This is a genomic window from Rhizobium lusitanum (assembly GCF_014189535.1).
In the GTDB taxonomy this organism is placed as follows: domain Bacteria; phylum Pseudomonadota; class Alphaproteobacteria; order Rhizobiales; family Rhizobiaceae; genus Rhizobium; species Rhizobium lusitanum_C.
Window position 1 is genome coordinate 1,853,626 of sequence record NZ_CP050307.1, and the last position, 19,947, is coordinate 1,873,572.

Annotated in this window: 22 protein-coding genes and 1 other annotated feature; of the genes, 9 read left to right on the top strand and 13 right to left on the bottom strand. The window is 58.9% G+C overall.

The annotated features are described in order from the left end of the window. Nucleotides 1-55: 55 nt before the first annotated feature. From gntB to HB780_RS11570, 3 genes are all read left to right on the top strand, one after another. Complete coding sequence (gene gntB / locus HB780_RS11560; protein ID WP_286203041.1) at nucleotides 56-1,201, top strand: guanitoxin biosynthesis L-arginine gamma (S) hydroxylase; 1,146 nt, start codon at nucleotides 56-58, stop codon at nucleotides 1,199-1,201. A gap of 77 nt (nucleotides 1,202-1,278) precedes the next feature. Further along, complete coding sequence (locus tag HB780_RS11565) at nucleotides 1,279-2,034, top strand: thioesterase II family protein (RefSeq protein WP_183687852.1); 756 nt, start codon at nucleotides 1,279-1,281, stop codon at nucleotides 2,032-2,034. A gap of 69 nt (nucleotides 2,035-2,103) precedes the next feature. After that, nucleotides 2,104-2,490: a tautomerase family protein gene (locus HB780_RS11570; protein ID WP_183687854.1), complete on the top strand. Its 387-nt coding sequence runs from the start codon at nucleotides 2,104-2,106 to the stop codon at nucleotides 2,488-2,490. Between the two features lie 40 nt (nucleotides 2,491-2,530). Here the strand turns inward: HB780_RS11570 and HB780_RS11575 are convergent, their stop codons facing one another. Further along, nucleotides 2,531-3,676: an acyltransferase family protein gene (locus tag HB780_RS11575; protein WP_183687856.1), complete on the bottom strand. Its 1,146-nt coding sequence runs from the start codon at nucleotides 3,674-3,676 to the stop codon at nucleotides 2,531-2,533. A 243-nt stretch (nucleotides 3,677-3,919) separates the two neighbouring features. On the opposite strand from HB780_RS11575, the gene HB780_RS11580 reads away from it, so the two are divergent. The 5 genes from HB780_RS11580 to HB780_RS11600 all read left to right on the top strand — a co-directional run bounded on the left by HB780_RS11580 (nucleotide 3,920) and on the right by HB780_RS11600 (nucleotide 7,125). After that, nucleotides 3,920-4,213: a hypothetical protein gene (locus tag HB780_RS11580; protein WP_183687858.1), complete on the top strand. Its 294-nt coding sequence runs from the start codon at nucleotides 3,920-3,922 to the stop codon at nucleotides 4,211-4,213. Between the two features lie 557 nt (nucleotides 4,214-4,770). Further along, nucleotides 4,771-4,968, top strand: coding sequence for a hypothetical protein (locus HB780_RS11585; protein ID WP_183687860.1), 198 nt, complete (start codon nucleotides 4,771-4,773; stop codon nucleotides 4,966-4,968). Between the two features lie 13 nt (nucleotides 4,969-4,981). Beyond that, a complete protein-coding gene (locus tag HB780_RS11590; protein WP_153362981.1) occupies nucleotides 4,982-5,173 on the top strand; it encodes a hypothetical protein in 192 nt (63 codons plus the stop codon). Nucleotides 5,174-5,317: 144 nt separating this feature from the next. Next, on the top strand, nucleotides 5,318-6,193 hold the full coding sequence (locus HB780_RS11595) for a hypothetical protein (RefSeq protein ID WP_286202922.1): 876 nt from the start codon (nucleotides 5,318-5,320) through the stop codon (nucleotides 6,191-6,193). A gap of 86 nt (nucleotides 6,194-6,279) precedes the next feature. Further along, on the top strand, nucleotides 6,280-7,125 hold the full coding sequence (locus HB780_RS11600) for a VOC family protein (protein WP_183687862.1): 846 nt from the start codon (nucleotides 6,280-6,282) through the stop codon (nucleotides 7,123-7,125). A 444-nt stretch (nucleotides 7,126-7,569) separates the two neighbouring features. On the opposite strand, the gene HB780_RS11605 is transcribed toward HB780_RS11600, so the two are convergent. Then, on the bottom strand, nucleotides 7,570-7,716 hold the full coding sequence (locus HB780_RS11605; protein ID WP_003552150.1) for a DUF1127 domain-containing protein: 147 nt from the start codon (nucleotides 7,714-7,716) through the stop codon (nucleotides 7,570-7,572). 384 nt (nucleotides 7,717-8,100) lie between these two features. Further along, nucleotides 8,101-8,156: a sequence feature (sul1 is cis-regulatory element that is thought to sense ions involved in sulfur or methionine metabolism; They are found in Alphaproteobacteria), on the top strand. Nucleotides 8,157-8,226: 70 nt separating this feature from the next. On the opposite strand from HB780_RS11605, the gene HB780_RS11610 reads away from it, so the two are divergent. Continuing rightward, nucleotides 8,227-9,693 (top strand): SulP family inorganic anion transporter, encoded by a 1,467-nt coding sequence (locus HB780_RS11610; RefSeq protein ID WP_183687864.1) that lies wholly within the window; start codon nucleotides 8,227-8,229, stop codon nucleotides 9,691-9,693. A 57-nt stretch (nucleotides 9,694-9,750) separates the two neighbouring features. Here HB780_RS11610 and HB780_RS11615 read toward each other — a convergent pair whose 3' ends face one another. The 11 genes from HB780_RS11615 to HB780_RS11665 all read right to left on the bottom strand — a co-directional run bounded on the left by HB780_RS11615 (nucleotide 9,751) and on the right by HB780_RS11665 (nucleotide 19,945). Further along, nucleotides 9,751-10,782 carry an ABC transporter substrate-binding protein gene (locus HB780_RS11615; protein WP_183687866.1) on the bottom strand — a complete coding sequence of 344 codons (1,032 nt, stop codon included), beginning with the start codon at nucleotides 10,780-10,782 and terminating at the stop codon, nucleotides 9,751-9,753. Between the two features lie 32 nt (nucleotides 10,783-10,814). Then, nucleotides 10,815-11,582 (bottom strand): ABC transporter permease, encoded by a 768-nt coding sequence (locus tag HB780_RS11620; RefSeq protein ID WP_183687868.1) that lies wholly within the window; start codon nucleotides 11,580-11,582, stop codon nucleotides 10,815-10,817. After that, nucleotides 11,579-12,442, bottom strand: coding sequence for an ABC transporter ATP-binding protein (locus HB780_RS11625; protein WP_183689697.1), 864 nt, complete (start codon nucleotides 12,440-12,442; stop codon nucleotides 11,579-11,581). Before HB780_RS11625 ends, HB780_RS11620 begins: the two co-directional genes overlap by 4 nt. A 312-nt stretch (nucleotides 12,443-12,754) precedes the next feature. Then, complete coding sequence (locus HB780_RS11630; protein WP_183687870.1) at nucleotides 12,755-13,621, bottom strand: Pnap_2097 family protein; 867 nt, start codon at nucleotides 13,619-13,621, stop codon at nucleotides 12,755-12,757. Then, entirely contained in the window at nucleotides 13,618-14,886 is a 1,269-nt protein-coding gene (locus tag HB780_RS11635) for an MSMEG_0569 family flavin-dependent oxidoreductase (RefSeq protein ID WP_183687872.1), read from the bottom strand. Before HB780_RS11635 ends, HB780_RS11630 begins: the two co-directional genes overlap by 4 nt. A gap of 11 nt (nucleotides 14,887-14,897) precedes the next feature. Next, complete coding sequence (locus tag HB780_RS11640; protein WP_183687874.1) at nucleotides 14,898-15,185, bottom strand: MSMEG_0570 family nitrogen starvation response protein; 288 nt, start codon at nucleotides 15,183-15,185, stop codon at nucleotides 14,898-14,900. Beyond that, nucleotides 15,178-16,335, bottom strand: a complete 1,158-nt coding sequence (locus HB780_RS11645; RefSeq protein WP_183687875.1) for an MSMEG_0565 family glycosyltransferase — start codon at nucleotides 16,333-16,335, stop codon at nucleotides 15,178-15,180. The genes HB780_RS11640 and HB780_RS11645 overlap by 8 nt, the downstream gene beginning before the upstream one ends. After that, the gene (locus HB780_RS11650; RefSeq protein ID WP_183687877.1) at nucleotides 16,332-17,309 is read right to left on the bottom strand and encodes a sll0787 family AIR synthase-like protein; all 978 of its coding nucleotides are present in this window, start codon (nucleotides 17,307-17,309) and stop codon (nucleotides 16,332-16,334) included. Before HB780_RS11650 ends, HB780_RS11645 begins: the two co-directional genes overlap by 4 nt. After that, the gene (locus tag HB780_RS11655) at nucleotides 17,309-17,851 is read right to left on the bottom strand and encodes an MSMEG_0567/Sll0786 family nitrogen starvation N-acetyltransferase (RefSeq protein ID WP_183687879.1); all 543 of its coding nucleotides are present in this window, start codon (nucleotides 17,849-17,851) and stop codon (nucleotides 17,309-17,311) included. The genes HB780_RS11650 and HB780_RS11655 overlap by 1 nt, the downstream gene beginning before the upstream one ends. Continuing rightward, on the bottom strand, nucleotides 17,848-18,966 hold the full coding sequence (locus tag HB780_RS11660; RefSeq protein WP_183687881.1) for an MSMEG_0568 family radical SAM protein: 1,119 nt from the start codon (nucleotides 18,964-18,966) through the stop codon (nucleotides 17,848-17,850). The genes HB780_RS11655 and HB780_RS11660 overlap by 4 nt, the downstream gene beginning before the upstream one ends. Continuing rightward, complete coding sequence (locus tag HB780_RS11665) at nucleotides 18,893-19,945, bottom strand: Nit6803 family nitrilase (protein WP_183687883.1); 1,053 nt, start codon at nucleotides 19,943-19,945, stop codon at nucleotides 18,893-18,895. Before HB780_RS11665 ends, HB780_RS11660 begins: the two co-directional genes overlap by 74 nt. Nucleotides 19,946-19,947 lie beyond the last annotated feature (2 nt).

Sequence of the window (19,947 nt, forward strand, 5' to 3'; positions counted from 1 at the left end):
GCGGAACCGGTACTCGGTGCGCGCATTTGCTCGCATCGAAACGCAATGATTGGCCGTGGAAGGGAAACATCGGCGCGGCTACCCACACAATCTGGGAAAAATCCCGCAGGAAACTTCCCGGACGATGAGCCAAAATCGATTTGTTAGCTTGCGATCCACTTTAACGCGAAGTGTGAGCAAGGAGCTTGCCATGGAGAAAGAAGCGAAGGAAACACTGAATAAATTCAGGGTCAGCAGTGCGATAAAGGCCGATCTAAAACGTCTCTACCCGAATGATGATTGGCATTGGCTGCTCGGATGGACGGCCGACATCTTGGTCATTGCGGTCGCGGTCGGCCTTTTCAAGCTTTCCCCTTACGCCTATCCGCTGACTATTCTGCTCATCGGCTCACGGCAGCGTGCGTTTGCTTCCCTGCTGCATGAGGCGGCCCACATGACGCTCGCGCGCAATCGCCGGCTCAGCCGTTTCATCGGCCAATACCTGACCGGCCTACCGGTGTTTCAGGATTTCGATTCATATCATCATTCGCACGTCAAAATGCATCACCATTATCTTGGCGACCCGCACAAGGATCCGGACTACATCTACTATATAGAATCCGGCCTGCAGCGCTCGGAAGACCGGTATGAATTCGTCTTCGGGCACCTTCTCAAAACGGTATTCCTGTTCAAGGTCGTCAGCTATCTGAACTACCTCATTCGCCATCGTCTGGCGGCACTGCTCGGCTCTCCCATCGGTGCGATCAAACTGCTCTCCGTCCATGCCGCGATTTTCGCTATTTTCTTTCCGGCGACGGGTGCAAGCGGATATATTTTGTTCTGGCTGATTCCATATTTGACGACATTTCAGATCATTGGCTGGCTTTCCGAGGTATCCGAGCATTTCGGCCTATTAGGCAAGGAAGACGAGGAGCTCCTGGTGACGCGCAATCGCTTTCCCGCCTGGTGGGAGCGGCTGTTCATCGGCATGCATGGTGACAACCTGCACCTCACGCATCACCTGCTACCCGGCATCCCCTACTGGAACCTGCAGAAGGCGCACCGGATCCTGATGCGCGATGAGCGCTACGCCGTCGCAAACCAGCAAACCGGCGGAATCATTTCACGCGGAAGGTATCCGCGCTCCGTCATGCGGCAGATTCTCGATGGCTATCGCGTACAGCGATCGGCCGCCCATGGCGCTGTTCGGTCCGCGGCATGACAGCTGCGCGCGGCGAGCCGCCGTACCTCGCCGCGCCGGTTTGAAAGTCCGCGCGTTCATGTTCGAAAGGAAATACCATGAATTCGTCCCGCTGGTTCGTTAACGGGCAATGTTCGTCCCCTCGGCTTCGCCTCTACTGCTTCAGCCATGCAGGAGGCGATGCGGCATCCTATCTCGGCTGGCAAGCCGCATTGGCGCCTGACATCGAGATATGGGGCGTGCGGCTGCCCGGTCGCGGCAGCCGCTTTCACGAGGCGCCGTACCGGTCGCTCGACGACGCCGTCGCGGCCATCACGCCGCTGATCGACGCGGCGTCAGCCGGCCTCCCCTATGCATTCTTCGGCCATAGTCTCGGTGCGCTGACTGCGTTCGAGGTCGCCCGGTCGCTCCGGCGCCAGCGCCTGTCGGAACCGACCGCGCTGATCGTATCGGGTTCGGACGCACCGGACACGCGCGATCCCCGACACCGCCTCAGCGTCCTCGACGACGATGCGCTGCTCGACGCGCTGACCGCGTTCAACGGCATTCCCGCCGATCTGCTCGCTCAGCGTGAACTGATGGAGCTTTGTCTGCCGACCACGAGAGCGGACTTCGAAATGGTGGAAACCTATCGCTATACGCCCGACGAACCGCTGGCCATACCGATCGACGTCTTTGCCGGAAGAACGGACACGCACATAAACGCCGATCGGGTCCTAGCATGGCGAAACCAGACCAGCACGTCATGCACGGTGCAATGGTTCGACGGCGACCATTTCTTTATCGATGCGGAGAGGGATCGGGTCCTGCCTCGTTTGCGAGACATCCTCGATTACCAGGTGCCGGTGCGTTGAGCACGATTTGCCGCGGAGCTTTCGAGCCAGCGGAAACTTGAGGGCCGATCTCGATTTGAAAGGGAAATCATGCCAGCTATCAGAATAGAAACGCGGCGTGGTTGGATTGGTGATCGTCGTTGCAACATTATCAGGGCGGTGCAGCGGGCGCTTCTGACCGGGCTGGAAATCCCGGACGATGACTGTTGCATAAGTCTGCTCGAGTATGAAGCAGACGCGATCATCATGCCTTCCGGCAATGGGCCGTCCTATTTGGTTATCGAGATCAAGCTGTTCTCTGGTCGCTCGCTCGTTGCCAAACGAAGGTTGTATGCGGCTATCGTGGACGAACTTTCAGCATTCGGCATTCCAGCCGGAGACATCGAAACCGTTCTTGTTGAGATTGACCCGGTAAATTGGGGACTAGGAGGTTTGCCCGCCAGCGAGCCCTACCTTGGTTTCAAGATCGATGCGTGATCACCGCAAAACTGGCGGTTGCTCGGAGATAGAGACCGAATTAAGCGATGCGAGTGCCGCTCCAGACACGCCAGGTGACTTCCAGGCGCTGTTTCAGTTCATACGCCAGTGCACATATTGCAAGCGTGGCCACTACAATCGGAATGAAAGACAAGGCCGACATCAACCCGAACTGATGCAACCCGTAGGCAATAAGCAGCATTACCGTCTGATGAAGCACGTAGTAGGTAAGAATTGCCCTGTTCAAATAGCGAATAACGGCATTCTCTGAATTTATCCAGATTTTCGCGTATCCAAGAATCGCAACGATCGCGCACCATTGGAAGATGCCGCCGAGCACCCTTCCCCCCAACCGACGCCAGATCTCCGGCTCTCCGATAGGCAAGATAGGAAAGAGTATCGTCAGAAATATCGCGCATGCCAACGCCAGGATCAGGGCAGGTTTTCGCATGCCGACAATCGCATCCCAACAATCGCTGCGCGTGGCCATCACGGCACCCAACAGGAATGACGCCAGATAGACCGCGTGGCTGTACCAATCAGTCAGGATATCGAGCGTCGGGGGAAAAGCCGGCCGCAAAGCAAGCCTCAGTAGAATGAACAATATCGCAGGCAGTATCAAGATAGACTTGCCCGCCAACCAGGGCATCAACCAGTCCCCTACCCGACGCAATAGCCCCGGCCAGACCGACAGGGCAAGTGTCAGCACAGCCGTATAAGCCCAGAGATAGGCGAGATACCACAGGTGCTGCATTCCCAGGAGATTGGCCTGGCCTCCATCCGGCAGCGGAACGGGCGTCAGGGTCAGATAGTGCCTGAAGACGTCCAGGAGGCTGATATCCACCCCCAAACTGGCATTCAGCCAAACATACATTTGCGGAGGGATCAACAGCAGAACACCTGCCAGCAACGGGGCCAGCAACTGCCTCGTTCGCGCACTCCTCAACGCTTCGGGAGCTTGCCGCGTCAGCAAAATCCCCGTGACGACGCCCGATATCAGAAACAGCAGCGACATGCGCCAAGGGTGTGTCCACAGATGGATCACATCGAACATAGCAGAGCTGTCCTGCACCTTCAGCAGAAAGCCCCTGGAGTTGTACATCAAGCTGACATGATAGACAATCAGCAGCATGAATGCTGCGACCCTGAGAAAATCCAGATCATGCCGACGTGACACCGCTTCCATGGATTGGCATCTATATCGCAATCATTAATACACCGTTCATAAGCGATATTGAAATCTAGCCGTGCAGTAGAAATAATGCGGATGTCATTTCCTCGATCAACGAAAAATTGCCATCAAGTGCTCGCCTCGATAGCCTTCAAAATTCTGCCGCCATAGCGTTTCTTTATGGCGAAGCGCCATTTCCGACCGGCGGTTTGGTGCGCAAAGGCTGGAATTGCGACATTGCTCGTGTTAGATCACAGCATGACGAACACCTCGGATCGGGATCATGATGGTGCAGAAATTCACCTCAGCGCTGACGAGGCTGTAGTGCTTTTCGAGCTGCTGTCTCGCTGGTGCGATTCGAAGGCTATTCATACCCCTACCCCCGACAGCAAGTGCTTCGAAAGCACCGCAGAATGCGTTGTGCTCCACGGTGTTCTCGCAGGTCTTGAGAAACAACTCGTCGCTCCGTTCAAGGAAGACTACGATCAGATCGTAAAAGAGGCGCGGCGGCGTCTGGTGGACCTTTGGGATTCTCCGACCCTTAAAGGCTGATCTGCGGAAATGAGTAGAACGGCACCTGGCATTTGAGATCAAAATCGAATGCCAAATCATATGCCTTCCATTGACACCCACACTACCTTACCTACCCATTTGGGCGTCTATACGCGGGGCCACGGCGGTTGTATTGATAGGTCGTTCACTACCCGGTGAACCATACTGCGCCAGGCGTTAACGCCCCCAACCTACGCCTGGCGCCCCCTCCCCGCCAATAAATATCCCTCGCTGAGCCAGCATGATGGCGTCGGGATGTCAGGTGAGCTTCATCGTTCGAGCACATGGGACGTAAGCCAGGGGAGCGATCAGCAGCGCCAGGAATACGCTTCCACCAACATCACGCGGGACTCCGTCGGTTCGCTCGCAAGGTCGCCTCCGCGCGCCCTGTATATTAGAAATCTTTTCTACGATCATACGGGTAATTTGGCATCGATCGGAATGGTCATCCAGATGCTGGCCTCATATAGTCTATTAAATTGGTAGATTATAACGCTGCCACCGCTGACAGCACTCGGCAGTCCAGTCGGCAAGGCAGATTTTAGCGGATGATCGCAATGGCAAAACAGGTGATCGAATACGCCGGCGTGCCGGTCGGTATCGTCGTTCCGGACAGCGACCGACTGAAGTTCATTGCCGTCAAGTTTCATGTGCATGATCTTGATGGCCAGCACTTTGCTTCCACTTCCGACGTGCTGCGGGCAATCCACAGCCTGATCTCGGCGTCTGGCAACCGCGTTGATCGCGCCGCCTGATCAGAGGCATATCATGGGCAGGCTACGCCACTTCTTCCGTCTCTCCGCACAGCGCGACGATCTTGAAACGAGGCTGCTTGCGCAAGAGTATCGTTTCCTGCTCCTCGACGACCATTTCGACGACGGTATCGACAGGGAACTGCAATCACGATGCGACGAACTCTCCGCCGAAATCTCGTCGCGCCGCTACCGGCATCACCGTTGATAGTCCGCCTCTACCCCTTTCCGGCGATCGGCCTCTGCCATGATCGAGGCCGCTATCGGACTCCATCTGATGACGTCGACAGCCGATGCTCAACGTCATCATCGACAACAAAAGCACGATAGCGCTCAACCAGGAATATGACGGATGCTAAACGGATTTTTCGCCAAGAGAGCCCCCGCATTGCGAACCACGTGGAGAGTAGCAGTTCTGGCTGCCGTCATCCCGTTTGCCTTGCAGAATACGGCCCTTGCAGACCAAAAGGTGCTTCTATCCTATGAGGCAACGCCTTCCGCGGGTTTCCGTCTGCCACGGCTCGCCCAGGCCAGCTATGATGAGCGGGCGGACTTCTCAGCCGAAGTGCTGAAAGAAATCGTGCCCAAGATCATAACAGCCAATGGTATCGACCCCGCAACCCTGGAGACGGAAGTAACGCCTGGTGGATATCTCCTGAAAACCAACGCGTCGCTTCAAACCGAGGGAACGCTTGATGACGCCACGGCTGATCGCCTGGCCGGCTCTCTTGGCTACATTTTCCGCCAGTATAGCGTCCTCGTCTCCGGCCTGGACGACACAGCGGGCAGCACTGGCTTTGTTGTCGTGCGTTTTCCCAAGGACAGCCTCAACGCCACCATCGCGCAGAAATTCTTCGAGACGGCCGAAGCAACCAGAAAAGGCTTGGGCGGTGGCTACACGGCGTTCGGGGACGAGCAAATCTTCCTCAACGTCACGAATTCCGAAGGAAAACCTTATAGCGGCCTCGACGACACGGCCTTCCTTGACGGCCTGAAGCAAGCTGCCGCATCGTTTGGGACACCTGCACCGGAAGTATCGGCTTCCGGGAAGGCTACGGCACGCTTTATCGGGAATGATTGGGACAAGTCCAAAGAAGGCGAGGACTATATCAGCCGGCTCGGTGGGCCGAATTCCGAACTGGTAAAAAAGCTGGACGAGATCAGCAAGGACTATACATCCCTCGTCGCAAAGACAGCCGAAAGCAAAGGCTGGAACAAAGGTGAATGAGGGCTCGCACCCGGGACGAAAGCACGAACCGGGTTCAACGAGAACACGCAATCCAGTAATCTAGTCAATATTTGAAGGCCCCACCCATGTCCGTCACAGCTCAACCACTCGCTCTTGATCACACTGTCATTGGCGTTCTCGATCAACTCGATTCCGCGGCGGCGATTTATCGCAAGCTTGGCTTCAGACTGACCCCACGAGGGTATCATACGCTCGGCTCCATCAACCATCTTGCCGTCTTTGGCGAAAACTATCTGGAACTTCTGGGCTTTCCGCCGGGGGATGATAAGAAGCGGAGCGATCTCTGGTCCTATCCGACCGGCCTGAATGGCCTTGCCTTTCGCACCACTGACGCAGCTACCTTGCAGGGCGAACTGGCCGCCGCCGACAAACCAGTGACGGACTGGAAAGACTTTTCCCGCCCCGTTGAGGTGAATGGCGTACAGAAGCCCGCCAGTTTCCGTACCTTTCAACTCGGCCGGGACACTATTTCCAATGGTCGCTTCTTCTTTTGCCAACACAATACGCCGGAGCTGGTGTGGCGCCCGGTCGATCAGGACCATCCGAACAGCGTTTTGGATATCAGTGACGTCTTCATCGTCAGCCGTGCGCCTCAAACGATCACCGAACTCTTCGACGGGTTTCCAGCAACGGCAGCACCCCGGGTCGACAAGGATGGCATCGTTATCCAGGCCGGTGGTGTCACGATCCATATCCTGTCGGAGGACAAGGCGGCCGCCCGTTTTGGATCAGCCATTCCGCAGAGCTTTGAGGGCAACGAGCGAAAGGTCGCCCTTGGACTGAAAGTCCGCTCACTCAAGGCCGCGGCGGATGCCCTCGCGCTCGGTGGTTTTTCGCCTCTAGCCTTCGAAGGTGGCTTGCTCATCGATGCTGCGGCTGCCAATGGCGTCGCGCTTTGGTTCAAGGAATAGCAAGGATATCGACGCCATGGCGCTCGAAATCGACAGGTCCTCCCAGGAGGACTACCTCGATCTACGGTTCGGCCGTTAAGAAGAACATCGCCCAGAAACGAAAAAGCCTGCCGCGGGAGGAGGTGCGGCAGGCTTTTCGAAAAGAACCGAACAGCGGCTGGGAGGAGGAGTGCCGCCGTTCCTACAGACGTCCCTGGGAGGAGGAGCGGGCCGTCTGAAACTCGAAGCTCTGCGGGAGGAGGTGCATCACTTCGATGAGTTCAAAATACTCTAAATATGATTCATTACCATGTCTTATGCTGCACTGCAGCTATGCAAGAAATACATGTCGACGAAATTGTCAACGGAACGCCGGGCCAGGAGGTTTCGAACATGGGACATGACGCAAAAACGCCCGCGTTGTGAGCGGGCGTCGAGCAGTTTTAAAGAGCAGATGCTGCGCAGTTAGCGCGCGATCGATGCCCGGGCAACGCTGCGGATGTCGGCGCGGTCGATACCGAGGTCCTGCAGTTCGCGGCTGGACATACGGCCAAGTTCGGTAACGGTCTGACGGAACTTGCGCCAATTGTTGAAAGAGCGTGCTACGTTCATGATAATCCCCTTTCCTGAGGGCTAATGACGTCAGCAACCTTGCTAGGCTCCGGCGTCGTTTCGATGCTTGGAATATAGGCGTTTCAATCGGTTTAAAACAGCGACAATGCAACAAAGCACCTATGCGCGAGATGCAAAGGTCAATTGGAATGAGCAGAAGGTGGCGACTTTTTAAGCTCTCAAGCGATCGAATACCGTCAGACGCTTGTTCAGCGGCTCGGCATTCGGGCAGCTTTGGTTCTCGGTTCGAAGATAACGGATATGCTGCGGGCGCCGCTCATCGCGATGGGAATGACTGCGGCATGCGCCCATGGACCTTCCGCGACGCAGGGCGATTTCATGTTGCATCGCGATAAAAATGCGGATTATAAACGATGCACTCACCACGGACCCGGTGAAATTCCGGGTGGCTCTTCTGGCCGCCGATCCGCCAGATAACGCAAAACCTGCATGCCATCCAGACAACCGCTCAACAGAGCGTGTTCGACATGCTTTGCGAGAACTCACCATATGCAGCTTTCATCCATCCGTCGGGATTGGTCTGCCAATCCGATGCGCGAAATGCTCGCCGGAGCCGTTGCTACGTTCGCATTGATCCCAGAGGTCATCGCCTTTGCTTTCGTAGCGGGCGTCGACCCACAGGTCGGCCTGTTCGCTTCCTTCATCATCGGCATCGTGATTGCCTTTACGGGTGGGCGTCCCGCGATGATCTCGGCCGCAGCAGGTTCGGTCGCACTTGTTGCGGCGCCCCTGGTCCACGCGCACGGACTGCCTTACCTCTTCGCTGCCGGATTGCTGGCGGGCCTTTTTCAAATCCTGTTCGGACTTTTACGTCTTGGCGTCCTCATGCGGTTCGTTTCAAAATCGGTCCGCACGGGCTTCGTCAACGCGCTGGCGATCCTGATCTTTGCGGCTCAGCTTCCGCATATCATCGGGGGGGACTGGATCGCCTACACCATGCTGGCCGCTGGCCTGGCAATCATCTATCTGGTTCCGAAGATCACGACGACAATCCCGTCGCCCTTGATCTGCATTCTCATTCTGACCATCGCCTCGATAGGCCTCCAGCTTCCGGTCATGACCATCGCCGATCTCGGGAAACTGCCGGACTCGCTGCCGATTTTTGGCTGGCCCGCAGTTCCGCTGACCTTGCAAACGCTGACGATCATCGCGGGACCAGCACTCGCCATTGCCATGGTCGGCCTGCTCGAATCCATGATGACGGCCAGCGTCGTTGACGATCTTACCGACACTCCGAGTTCGAAGAACAGGGAGTGTACGGGCCTCGGTATCGCCAATGCCGCCGCAAGCCTGTTCGGCGGGATCGCCGGCTGCGGCATGATCGGCCAGACCGTCAGCAATGTGAAGTACGGCGGACGCGGACGTCTCTCTACCCTGTTTGCGGGTGCCTTTCTGCTGGTTCTGATGGTCCTGTTGAAACCATGGGTTTCTCAGGTTCCCGTGGCGGCACTCGTGGCCATCATGGTGATGGTGTCGATCGACACGTTCGACTGGTCATCATTGCGCACCGTGGTCGTCCACCCCAAGATGTCGAGCGCAGTCATGGTCGCGACCGTTCTCGTCACGGTGTTCAGCGCCAACCTTGCGCTGGGCGTGACTGTGGGCGTCCTCCTGAGCGGCGTTTTCTTTACCTTCAAGGTCGCCCGCCTGCTGCGGGTGGAAACCGAGAAGGATATGTCGAACGGTCGCTTGACATATCGCGTCTCCGGTCAGGTCTTCTTCGCGTCCGCAGACGTCTTCGTTGAAGCCTTCGACATTCAAGACGCGAGCGACATGGCGGTTCTCATCGACGTGTCACAAGCGCATTTCTGGGACATTACCGCTGTCGCAGCCCTCGAGAAGGTGGTGCAGCGGTTCAAAGCACATGGCATCCCAGCGGATGTTACAGGTCTCAACCAGTCGAGTTCGACGCTCATCGGAAGCCTCGATGGATCGATGAATCTGAAAGAGGTCTGATTCAGATCGGCGATTGCCAGTTTCGAGACCCCGAGCCGGAGCGGGCGTGTCATGCCATCATATTTTGGCCGCCCTGACGAAACGGGGATCGAAGGTCTTGTCATAGGGCACGTCGGCATCGGCCAGTTCCGGGTCGAGCGTCTTCAGGACGCTCATCATCGACTTGTAGCCTTCCTCGCTGATCATGCCGTCAGGTGAGTACATTTCCTTCGAGTTCTTGAAGGCCTGTATGTAGAGATCGCGGTTTCCGAGAAGGTATTCTTCGGGCACGGTATCCGCCACGTCTTCCGGCTTCGCCTGCTCGATCCATTTCAATGCCTTCAGGAAGGCATTGGTCACCCGCTGCGTCGTCACCGGATTGGCCTCGGAGAAACTGCGCTGAATGTAGACCGTTGCAGCCGGGTTCGGACCGCCGAACAGCGCGCGCGTTCCGGCCTCCGTCCGCGTATCGATCAGGACGGAAACCAGATCCTCGTACTGAAGCTGGGCGATCACCGGATCGAGATGAGACAAGCCGTCGACCTCGCCGTTCTTGATCGCCGCGACAGCGCTTGCGCCGCCGCCGATGCCGATCAATGCGACATCGGTGGGCGCCAATCCATTTTTTTGCAGCGCATATTGCAGCATCAGCGCGGTCGACGAACCCGGCGCCGTGACCCCGAGCTTCCGCCCCTTGAGGTCGGCGACGGACTTGATCTCGCCGGCCAGTTCCTTGCGCACGGCAATCACGATCCCGGGGAACCGGCCCAGGCCGCAGATGGCGACGATATCCTGCCCCTTGTTCTGCATGCGGATCGTGTGCTCGTAGGCACCGGCGACGACATCCACCGAACCACCGATCAGCGCCTGCAGCGATTTCGCGCCCCCGGCGAAATCGTTGATGGTGACATTCAGCCCCTCTTCCTTGAAGAAGCCCTTCTTCTCGGCAATCGTCAGCGGCAGGTAATAGAGCAGCGGCTTGCCGCCGACGGCGAGCGTCAGATCCGGCTTTTCCGGTTTCGCGTCATCGGCGATGGCCGGCCCGCTTGCCTGAAAGAAAGCGGCAGCGCCGATGCTGGCCGTGCCGATCAAGAATGTTCTGCGTTCCATGCTCTTCTCCACTCTATCGAGATTGAAATCACCTAATGCCGCCATCGCAGCATGTGCCGCTCGACCTTCGTCATCAGCCAGTCGACGATGAGGACGAAGGCCATCAGCACGAACATGCCGGCAAAGACGCCAGTCACGTCGAACACGCCTTCGGCCTGTTGAATGAGATAGCCAAGGCCCGCGGCCGAGCCCAGATATTCACCGACGACCGCGCCGACGACCGCAAACCCCACGGAGGTATGGAGGCTCGAAAACATCCATGACAGAGCCGAGGGGATATAGACGTGACGCAACAACTGCCTCTCGTTCATGCCGAGCATGCGGGCATTGGCAAGCACGGTCGGGCTCACTTCCTTGACGCCCTGATAGACGTTGAAAAACACGATGAAGAAGACCAGCGTGACGCCGAGCGCCACCTTCGACCAGATACCGAGGCCGAACCACAAGGCAAAAATCGGCGCGAGGACAACGCGCGGCAAGGCGTTGGCCGCCTTGACGTAGGGATCGAAGATGGCCGCGACCACAGGCCGCCGCGCAAACCAGAAACCGAAGGCCACCCCACCGATTGCGCCGATGAAAAATGCCAGCAAGGATTCCGACAGCGTCACCCAGAGATGATACCAGATCGATCCGTCGGCGAACCATTTCACGATGCGCGCGGCAACCTTGAGCGGATCGGCAAAGAAGAAGGCGGCGGTGCGCGGGTTGCCGAAGACATGCGTTGCCGTTGCGAGATACCACGCACCGATGATGACGATCGCCACCAGCAATTGGCAGGCAAGGAGCTTCGTTCTGGTCATTGGGCGGCCACGTTGGTCTGCTGATAGGCGGTCATGACTTCTTCTCGCAGCGCATGCCAGATGCTTTTATGCAGTTCGGTAAAGGCCGGGTCGTGGCGGATTTCCGCAATATCGCGCGGCCGGGGGATCGAGACGCGGAAATCACCGATGATCCGGGACTTCGGCCCCGCCGACATGATGACGATGCGATCCGCAAGAGCAATCGCCTCGTCGAGATCATGCGTAACGAACATCACTGCCTTCTTGTCCTCCGACCAGAGGTTCAGGAGAAGGTCGCCCATGATGAGGCGGGTCTGTGCGTCGAGCGGACCGAACGGCTCGTCCATCAGCAACAGCTTCGGATTGCGGATGAGCACCTGGGCCAATCCGACCCGCTTGCGCTGACCGCCGGAGAGCATGCGCGGATAACGATCGGCAAAGCCGCCGAGGCCAACGCGCTCAAGCCATTCCATCGCCGATTTGCGTGCTTCACTCGTCGACACGCCGGAGACTTCCAGGCCGATGGCAACATTTTCAAGCACGGTTTTCCATGGCATCAGCGAATCCTGCTGAAACAGGTAGCCGGCTTGCCTGTTCAACCCCTTCAGAGGACGCCCGAAAATCTCGACCGACCCGGACGCCGGCTCAAGCAGCCCTGCCGCCACGTTGAGAAGCGTGGACTTGCCGCAGCCAGTCGGCCCAACGATCGCCAGAAATTCATCGCCCGCCACATCGAGATCGGTGCCAGCCACCGCGTCGAAGCGCTTGCCGCCGGCGATCCCGAAAGAAATCGACACATTATTCAGGCGAACAGCCCGAGGAGCCGCGATCGTCACGGCTTCCGCTTTCGATTGAAAATTTTTCAACTCTCCCGAACCCATCATTCAACAAGCGACATCACAAAGAGCCTGACCAATCGGAAAACAGGCGGTCACGATCCAACTCACTGCATTGCCATTCGGAGCACACAAACTTGAGCGGCTGGACTGCCCAATGCCGCTGAACTGCGTTCATCGATGAAATGACTAAGTTGGCTCGCCTCGCTGTCTCCTCCAAGCAGCGCCCCACCCGCCGAATCTGGCATCATGTAGCCTATTTTCGATAACATTTTCATTACGAAGCGGCCAGCATGTCGTTTGTCTTTTAAGCTCAAGGGACCGTGAATGCCACCGACAAAAGCGCTTCCGCTGCGCTCAGGGCGACGCTGTCAGCAATACGCGCCCGATGAGGGCACCATCAGAGCGCCGCAGGCAGCAAGCCGCCGACATTGCCTCGCGATCCATGGCCGTCAGCTCCACACTGAGCGGTTCGCCGATGCCGGCATTGCCCAGGAAGAAGCTATCCTTTCGGGTTATGTTGCGGAACGCACCGTCAGGAAACCAGCTTTCGAAGGCTCGCGCGACGAAAGCCTGGAAGTGAGCGAAATAGAGCAGGCCGGCTCCATTGAACTCCTGGCTTGCGGCAGGTTGAAAATGAAAGTCCCGCAGGACTTCCCGACCCATCACCGCCATGCCGAGATGGGTCTCGCAACGCCCGTTGCGGACATCCGACGCGATCCGGGCAAGCGTGTTTTCCAGCCGCACCGGAAAACAATTCGTGCCGGGCAACTCGACACGGGCGATCGACACATTGTCGTTCTCGCGTGTCCGGCGGACAAAAGCCGAGAGAAGCTCGGCGTCACCGATCGGCTCTCCGTCGACGAGAAGCCGGTGCCGTGAGGAGACCTGGGTCTTCGACACCGGCTCAAGCACAGACTCTATACACAGCACCTGGTTGGCGTGCGCCCGATTGAGCTGCGCATTTGTCAGCGATGTCGCGCAGATCGCCGCATAGGTTTCGGTCCCGTCCGCGGTGCGAAAGTCCGCGTCGTCCATGCCCATGCATCTTGCCAGCATCAGCCAGTGGCGGTGTCCGAGTTCCTTCATCAGCCAGGTCTCGGAGAGACCGAAGGGCGTTAGCTGCGGCATGCCGAGCAAAATATGAGGCTCGAGCGCCCGTTCCATCAGCGCGCGTCTGGAAGGCTGCCGGAACATCTCGACATTGCGGATCGCGAGGCTCATCCGTTCGCTGCCTGCTTGAGCACCGATCGGTCGTTGGCCAGCCGCTCCACAAGTTGACCCACCACATATTCCGCATCCTTTCCGACGCTGAGGAAGCGGCCGGAGCCCCACGTCCAAAGCCAGGGCATGCCAAGGACATAAGCCCCATCAACGCTGGTGACACCATGTCGATGGACCGGATAACCGGTGCCGTCGAAAATCGGCAAGGCAACAAAGGACCAGTCCGGCCGGAAACCCGTCGCCCAGATGACCGCACCGACGCCTTCGGCCACAAGGTCGATTTCCGTGGGTTCGATCTCCGGCTCCCATAGCGGAACATAGGGCGAGCCAGCCGGCGCATCGATGTTGTTTGCGGCAATGTGCCTGTCGATCAACGCGTTGATGCCGTTATAGACCCGGTCGGCGCCGTCGAGATTGGCCTTGAGGTTCGGCTCGAACAGCATCTTGCCATTCGAGACGCCGGACATCCGGCCGTAAAGCGCCATGCCTTCCAGCGCGAATTTTCGCAGGTCGATATCCCGGCCGCCATCCCGGCCCGTCAGGTAATGGTTGGTGTCATGCTTCTTCTTGCCCATGCCGTCATGTTCGACCGTTATGTCATACTGGCCGACATCGGAAAGCCAGTCGACCACGTCGCGACCCCGATAGAAGCGCGCGCAGCGCGGTGCATTGCCGGTCACCATATGCACCTTGCGGCCGGCGAGATGCAGGTCCTCGGCGATCTGGCAACCGGACTGTCCGGAGCCGACGACAATGACCCCGCCCTCCGGCAATTGATCGGAATTGCGGTAGTCGGCGGTATGAAGCTGCATGATGCTATCCGGCAGGCGCTCGGCGGCGCGCGGTATGGCCGGATCACTATAGAGACTGGTGGCGAGGATCACGCTATCGGCGGTTACCGTTCCGGCTAAGGTTTCGACCCTGTAGAGATCTCCAGCCTTTTCGAGCGCGGTCACCGCAGTGTGTTCGAAAACCGGCGCATCGACCTTACGAATAAACCGCTCGACATAGCCGATGATCTCATCCCTGACCATGAAGCCATGCGGATCCTTGCCGTCATAGGGATGATCCGGCAACTGGCACTGCCAGTTGGGCGTGACCAGGCAGAAGGCATCCCAGCGCTGCTCCCGCCATTTGTGCGCCATGGTCTTCTTTTCGAACACGACATGATCGATGCCGTGCTCTTTCAGGTAATGGCTCGCCGAAAGGCCGGCCTGGCCGCCGCCGATAACGACGGCACTGTAATGAGGCTCCAAAGTGGGCATGGCGTTTCCTTTTAGAAAATGAAGGTTTCACAGCGGACGCGCGCATCCGCGTCAGGCAGATAAGCGCCGGCAGCATGCTCGATGCGCGCAAGCTGGCCCCGCGCCAGAGAACAGGGATGGCCATATTTTGCCTCGACCCGCTCACTGGCGATCGTCAGCGCCTTGCGGCTGCGGTCGAGAAAATCAGCAACGGGATAGCTCTCGCCCTCAGCCAGGAAATCGCGAATGACCAGCGAGGGCGAGTAGCATTCCTCGCTGCGGCCGTCGGGCCAGGTGATGACAAAGCGCATCTCAGGCATGGGCAGGCTCCAGCAGACCTTGATAGAGGGGAAGGTGGGCGGCGGCGACGCGGCCCCAGCTATGGCGCGCCGCGACCTCATGCCCGCGCCTACCGAGTGCCTTGTGAATGGCAGGCATCAGCGACACGACCATGGCATCGGCAATGGACGCGGGCTTGGCCGGATCGCACCAGACGACATCGTCCTCACCGAGATATTCGTCGAAGGGAGCGATCGACGAGACCACCACAGGCACCCCGCTTGCCATGGCTTCAAGAACGACGAGCCCGAAACCTTCCTTTAAGGACGGAAACACCAGCGCATTGGCGAGACGATAGAGCGAGGGCATATCCTCGTCCGCGACGGTGCCGATCACATGAACAAAATTTGCCTCGTTGCCCATGGCCGCGAGCGCTTGCTGGAAGCGGCCGTGATAGCCGCGATGATCGAGCAGGGACGCGCCGCCGGCGATGACAAGCTGCGCATCGGCATGCAGGACGCGTACCTGACGGAATGCCTCGAGAATGGCGATCGTGTTCTTGCGCGCCTCGACGCCGCCAACGCCTAGAAAGATCGGCCCGCCCCGCAATCCGAGCCTCCGGCGCAACGCGTCGGTCTTCTCCTCGGACACTGGAGCAAAACGTCCGACCTCGACACCATTTCCAACGTTTGTCGCAAGGATCGAGCGGTCGTTGCGGAGGGCCTTTTGCCATGTCGCGCTAACTGAGAAATGCGCGTCGGCAAAGTCGATCGAACGATCCTGCAGCGCCATGAGACGCGGATCGGCGAAGCTGTCGATGTGATGCACCGTGCGGGCAAAGCATGGGATCAATCCGCTTGCCTTGAGGGTTGCCAGCGCATTGCCCGAGATACCGTCATGAGCGTGATAGATATCGAAGGATCGGGAGGCCGGATTTTCAAAATGCCGTAAATAGTCGGCGATCCGCTGCTCGACCATATCGGTCATGTCGGATAATGCGGCCTCAACCGGAATGCAGAGCGTCTTGCAGGACGGCGTACGGAAAAAACCGTTGCCTGTCGCATCCGGCGCATGCAGCACGACCTCGTGGCCAAGGCCAGTCAGCGCTTCGGCAAGCGACATCGAATGGACCACGCCGCCGCGCGGATTGGTGGAATGGGTCAGCATGGCGATGCGCAAGGGCCGGCTCATGCGGGCACTCCCGCGCGACCGAGCTGCAGCAACGGTTCAGCCGCGTGATCTCGCACCACGGCGCGCGCGCCTATATCGACGATCGCCACTTCGCTTCCGGCCTTCACCTCGCCAATGGCGGCAGCGGCGATGCCGCGCGCGGTGAACCGTTCGATGACCGCATCGACCTTGTCAGGCGCTACCGACAGCAGGTAGCCATAGCTTGGGAAGGTGACGAGCCAGCGGTCGAGGCTCACGCCTTCCGGCAAGGGAATAGCCGCGACGTTGATATCGATCCCAACCCCGGAGCATTCCGCCAGCATGATCGCCGTGCCGATAATGCCGCCTTGGCTGATATCCTTCGCCGCCAGTGCTAGCCCCGCCGCAGCGATTTCCGGCAGGATTTCCAGGTCGCCGCGCAGCCGTGCCGCGGGCGCCCCGATGGCTGCCTGGAAATTGTTGAACGGCTCGCGGTAAGCGCCGCGATGATCGACGGCCGCCACCAGCACATCGCCTGGCTTCGCATCGAAACTGGTCAGCAGCTTTCTGGCCCGGCCAAGGATGGCAACAGATAGCTGGCTCCGGTCGGTCCTGATATTGGTATGGCCACCGACGATCGGCACGTCGTATGTGCTGGCTGCAGCGCGCATGCCTTCGAGCACGGGTTTCGCGCCCGCTTCCCCATTGGCCCAGACCGCATCGACGACAGCGATCGGCCAGCCGCCCATGGCAGCGATATCGGAAATGTTGACCATCACGCCGCACCAGCCGGCAAACCAGGGGTCAGTGGCGACAAACTCATTGATGAAACCTTCGATGGCGAACAGCAAATAGCCGTCGCCATCGGCGATCGCCGCACAATCGTCACCGACGGCCACAGGTTGGCCGGCAAGCCCGAGGCTCGATGCCGCAAAGCCGATATCCTGCTTGGCTGCTATGCCCGAAGTCGCGGCTAGCCGCACAGCGAGAGCGGCGATGTCGAGGTCTCCGCTCATTACGCCGCCCTCTTCGGCAGCGCGACAAAGCCGGTTTCCGGCGTGCGGCAGGGCGGATAGTAGGAAAGATCGGCCTTCATTCGCAGATGCGGTTTGCCGTAGACTTCGAACTCGTCCAGCACCTCCCAATGCAGCCGGCGAAACAAGAGACCGTTCTGGCTTTGGACATTGGCGAGAAATGTGTGACAGCCAAAAGCGTTTGCGGAGGAGACCGCGAGCTTGATCAGCGTCGTGCCCAGCGCGCCGATCGCCCGGAAATCCGAATGAACGGCGAGCCGCGAACCCCACCAGAGACCGGGTTCCTCCTCATGGATGCGGACCGTACCCACCACGCGGTCAGCTGCCACCCCCATCATCGACAGGGCGACGATCGGGATCGCGTATTCATCGATGCCGTCGCGGTCATCATCCTTGAATATCCCCTGCTCTTTGCAGAAAACGTCGCGACGAAGCGCATAGGCCTCACGGCGCTCCCAGACCGATGTGGTGAATTTCACCATGTATTCGCTGGCGTTGAACGCTGAGAACGGTTCGAAAATCATGGCGTCAACGTCCTTTCATAGGTGGAAAGGGCTGAGCAGGCGCCGCATTTGCCGCAACCGGCCTTGATGTCGACGGCCTTCAGACCGTTTGCGACCAACATCCGGGACAAGGGACTGAGGATGGAATGCATGAATTCCGGCTTCGGTGCAGGATGGCTTTCGAGCGGCGTGCCGGAGATCGGTACGAAGGGCACGACGAAGGGATAAACACCGATTGCGATCAATTCCTCGCAAATCCCGAGGATCGCCTCGCTCGAGTCGCCGAGCCCGGCAAGAATATAGGTCGAGACCTGACCACGCCCGAAGACCTTGACAGCCGCCTTGAAGGAACGCATGTACTTCTCGATCCCCACCTGCGCCTTGCCCGGCATGATGCGGGCGCGGATCTCCGGGGTCACGACTTCGAGATGCATGCCGAGCGCATCGACACCGGCATCTTTCATGCGCTGGAACCAGATATCGTCCTCCGGTGGCTCGCACTGGGCCTGGATCGGCAAGTCAACGGCGGCCTTGATGGCGCGGGCGCTCTCAGTGAGCACGGCGGCGCCGCGATCGTCGCCCCTCGGCGTTCCGGTTGTCATCACCATATGCTTGACACCATCCAGCTCGACCGCGGCTTTCGCCACTTCGGCCAGTTGCGCCGGCGTTTTGTGAGCGATCGTCCTTCCAGCCGCCAGCGACTGGCCGATGGCGCAGAATTGACAGGTCTTGGTGCGGCTCTGGTAGCGGATGCAGGTTTGCAGCACGGTTGTCGCCAGCACGTCCTTGCCGTGCAGGACCGCGATCTGCGAATAGGGAATGCCCTCCGCCGTCGAGCGTTCGTAAAATCTTGGGCGGAGCGGAAAGGACACTTCGCCGATGACGGCGCCATCGCGACTGATCCGGCTCTTGCCCGTCTCGTCCGGCTTCTCGACCAGATAGGGGCTTTCGAAGGCGGGCGCCGTATGCACCGGCACCATGACGGTCATGCCGTCGATGGTCAGCGCCTTGTGGTCGGATGGCCCTGCTCCGCCGCGCCGGCTTTCCTGGCCCGCTTTGGGATCAACCAGCCGGGCTCCGAAGGACTGCAATTCGTTGATCAGCGTTTCCGTCGAAAGACGCATTCTGTTCTCCATCGGTCATGTCGGTTGTTAATGTCTCGCCGGGAAAGGCGTCAGATATGGTCGATGTCCTCATCGGCGCGGCCGGCCGCGCATCCATGACGAGGTGTAGCAACTCGGGCCGGGCATAGTGGCCGACCGAATCCATCATGCGCTTGCGCTTGAGAATGAGGCTCATGTCGAGATCGGCGACGAGGATACCCTCGCCTTCGGTGAGTGGCGGCACGAGATGCTTGCCTTCGGGGGAAATGATCGCTGTCATGCAGCCACCCCGCAGCGCTTTTTGCAGGCCGGTATCCGGTGTGATCGCGGCGATCTGATCATCCGTCAACCATCCCGTGGCATTGACGACGAAGCAACCACTTTCCAGCGCATGATGGCGGATCGTCACCTCCATCTGATCGGCAAAGATCGGCCCGACCATGGAACCCGGAAACTGGGCAATGTGGATTTCCTCGTGCTGCGCCATCAGCGCATAGCGGGCAAGCGGATTATAATGCTCCCAGCAGGCCAACGCGCCGATGCGGCCAATGGCGCTGTCGACGACCTTCAGGCCGGAGGCATCGCCCTGGCCCCAGATCATCCGCTCGTGGAAGGTCGGGGTGATTTTGCGCCGCTTCAGGATCAGACTGCCATCGGCATCGAAAAGCAGTTGCGTATTGTAGAGCGTACCATGATCGCGCTCGTTGACACCGAGCGCCACGACGATGCCATGTTCGCGGGCGACAGCCGCTACGCTTCTTGTGGTGGCACTCGGCACTACAACCGCCTCTTCGTAGAGCCGCAGGTGCTCCTTGCCCGACAAGACCGGGGGCAACACGAACGAGAAATAAGGATACCACGGCACAAAGGTCTCGGGAAAAACCACAAGCTCCGCACCTTTGGCGGATGCCTGGGCGATCGCCTCGATCACGCGTGCCACCGTCTTTTCCCGCGATGTCAGATCCGGCGCAATCTGGACGGCTGCGACCCGGACGGTCGACTTTTTCGGCATGG

Excerpts from the sequence above, each read along its gene's own strand:
- HB780_RS11635 (WP_183687872.1), bottom strand. The coding sequence starts at position 14,886 with ATGCCCACTTTGGAGCCTCATTACAGTGCCGTCGTTATCGGCGGCGGC.
- HB780_RS11590 (WP_153362981.1), top strand. The coding sequence starts at position 4,982 with ATGGGCAGGCTACGCCACTTCTTCCGTCTCTCCGCACAGCGCGACGAT.
- HB780_RS11585 (WP_183687860.1), top strand. The coding sequence starts at position 4,771 with ATGGCAAAACAGGTGATCGAATACGCCGGCGTGCCGGTCGGTATCGTC.
- HB780_RS11640 (WP_183687874.1), bottom strand. The coding sequence starts at position 15,185 with ATGCCTGAGATGCGCTTTGTCATCACCTGGCCCGACGGCCGCAGCGAG.
- HB780_RS11620 (WP_183687868.1), bottom strand. The coding sequence starts at position 11,582 with ATGACCAGAACGAAGCTCCTTGCCTGCCAATTGCTGGTGGCGATCGTC.
- HB780_RS11655 (WP_183687879.1), bottom strand. The coding sequence starts at position 17,851 with ATGATTTTCGAACCGTTCTCAGCGTTCAACGCCAGCGAATACATGGTG.
- HB780_RS11625 (WP_183689697.1), bottom strand. The coding sequence starts at position 12,442 with ATGGGTTCGGGAGAGTTGAAAAATTTTCAATCGAAAGCGGAAGCCGTG.
- HB780_RS11570 (WP_183687854.1), top strand. The coding sequence starts at position 2,104 with ATGCCAGCTATCAGAATAGAAACGCGGCGTGGTTGGATTGGTGATCGT.
- HB780_RS11595 (WP_286202922.1), top strand. The coding sequence starts at position 5,318 with ATGCTAAACGGATTTTTCGCCAAGAGAGCCCCCGCATTGCGAACCACG.
- HB780_RS11565 (WP_183687852.1), top strand. The coding sequence starts at position 1,279 with ATGAATTCGTCCCGCTGGTTCGTTAACGGGCAATGTTCGTCCCCTCGG.
- HB780_RS11610 (WP_183687864.1), top strand. The coding sequence starts at position 8,227 with ATGCAGCTTTCATCCATCCGTCGGGATTGGTCTGCCAATCCGATGCGC.
- HB780_RS11605 (WP_003552150.1), bottom strand. The coding sequence starts at position 7,716 with ATGAACGTAGCACGCTCTTTCAACAATTGGCGCAAGTTCCGTCAGACC.
- HB780_RS11650 (WP_183687877.1), bottom strand. The coding sequence starts at position 17,309 with ATGAGCGGAGACCTCGACATCGCCGCTCTCGCTGTGCGGCTAGCCGCG.
- HB780_RS11645 (WP_183687875.1), bottom strand. The coding sequence starts at position 16,335 with ATGAGCCGGCCCTTGCGCATCGCCATGCTGACCCATTCCACCAATCCG.
- HB780_RS11665 (WP_183687883.1), bottom strand. The coding sequence starts at position 19,945 with ATGCCGAAAAAGTCGACCGTCCGGGTCGCAGCCGTCCAGATTGCGCCG.
- HB780_RS11630 (WP_183687870.1), bottom strand. The coding sequence starts at position 13,621 with ATGAGCCTCGCGATCCGCAATGTCGAGATGTTCCGGCAGCCTTCCAGA.
- HB780_RS11575 (WP_183687856.1), bottom strand. The coding sequence starts at position 3,676 with ATGGAAGCGGTGTCACGTCGGCATGATCTGGATTTTCTCAGGGTCGCA.
- HB780_RS11580 (WP_183687858.1), top strand. The coding sequence starts at position 3,920 with ATGACGAACACCTCGGATCGGGATCATGATGGTGCAGAAATTCACCTC.
- HB780_RS11600 (WP_183687862.1), top strand. The coding sequence starts at position 6,280 with ATGTCCGTCACAGCTCAACCACTCGCTCTTGATCACACTGTCATTGGC.
- HB780_RS11660 (WP_183687881.1), bottom strand. The coding sequence starts at position 18,966 with ATGGAGAACAGAATGCGTCTTTCGACGGAAACGCTGATCAACGAATTG.
- HB780_RS11615 (WP_183687866.1), bottom strand. The coding sequence starts at position 10,782 with ATGGAACGCAGAACATTCTTGATCGGCACGGCCAGCATCGGCGCTGCC.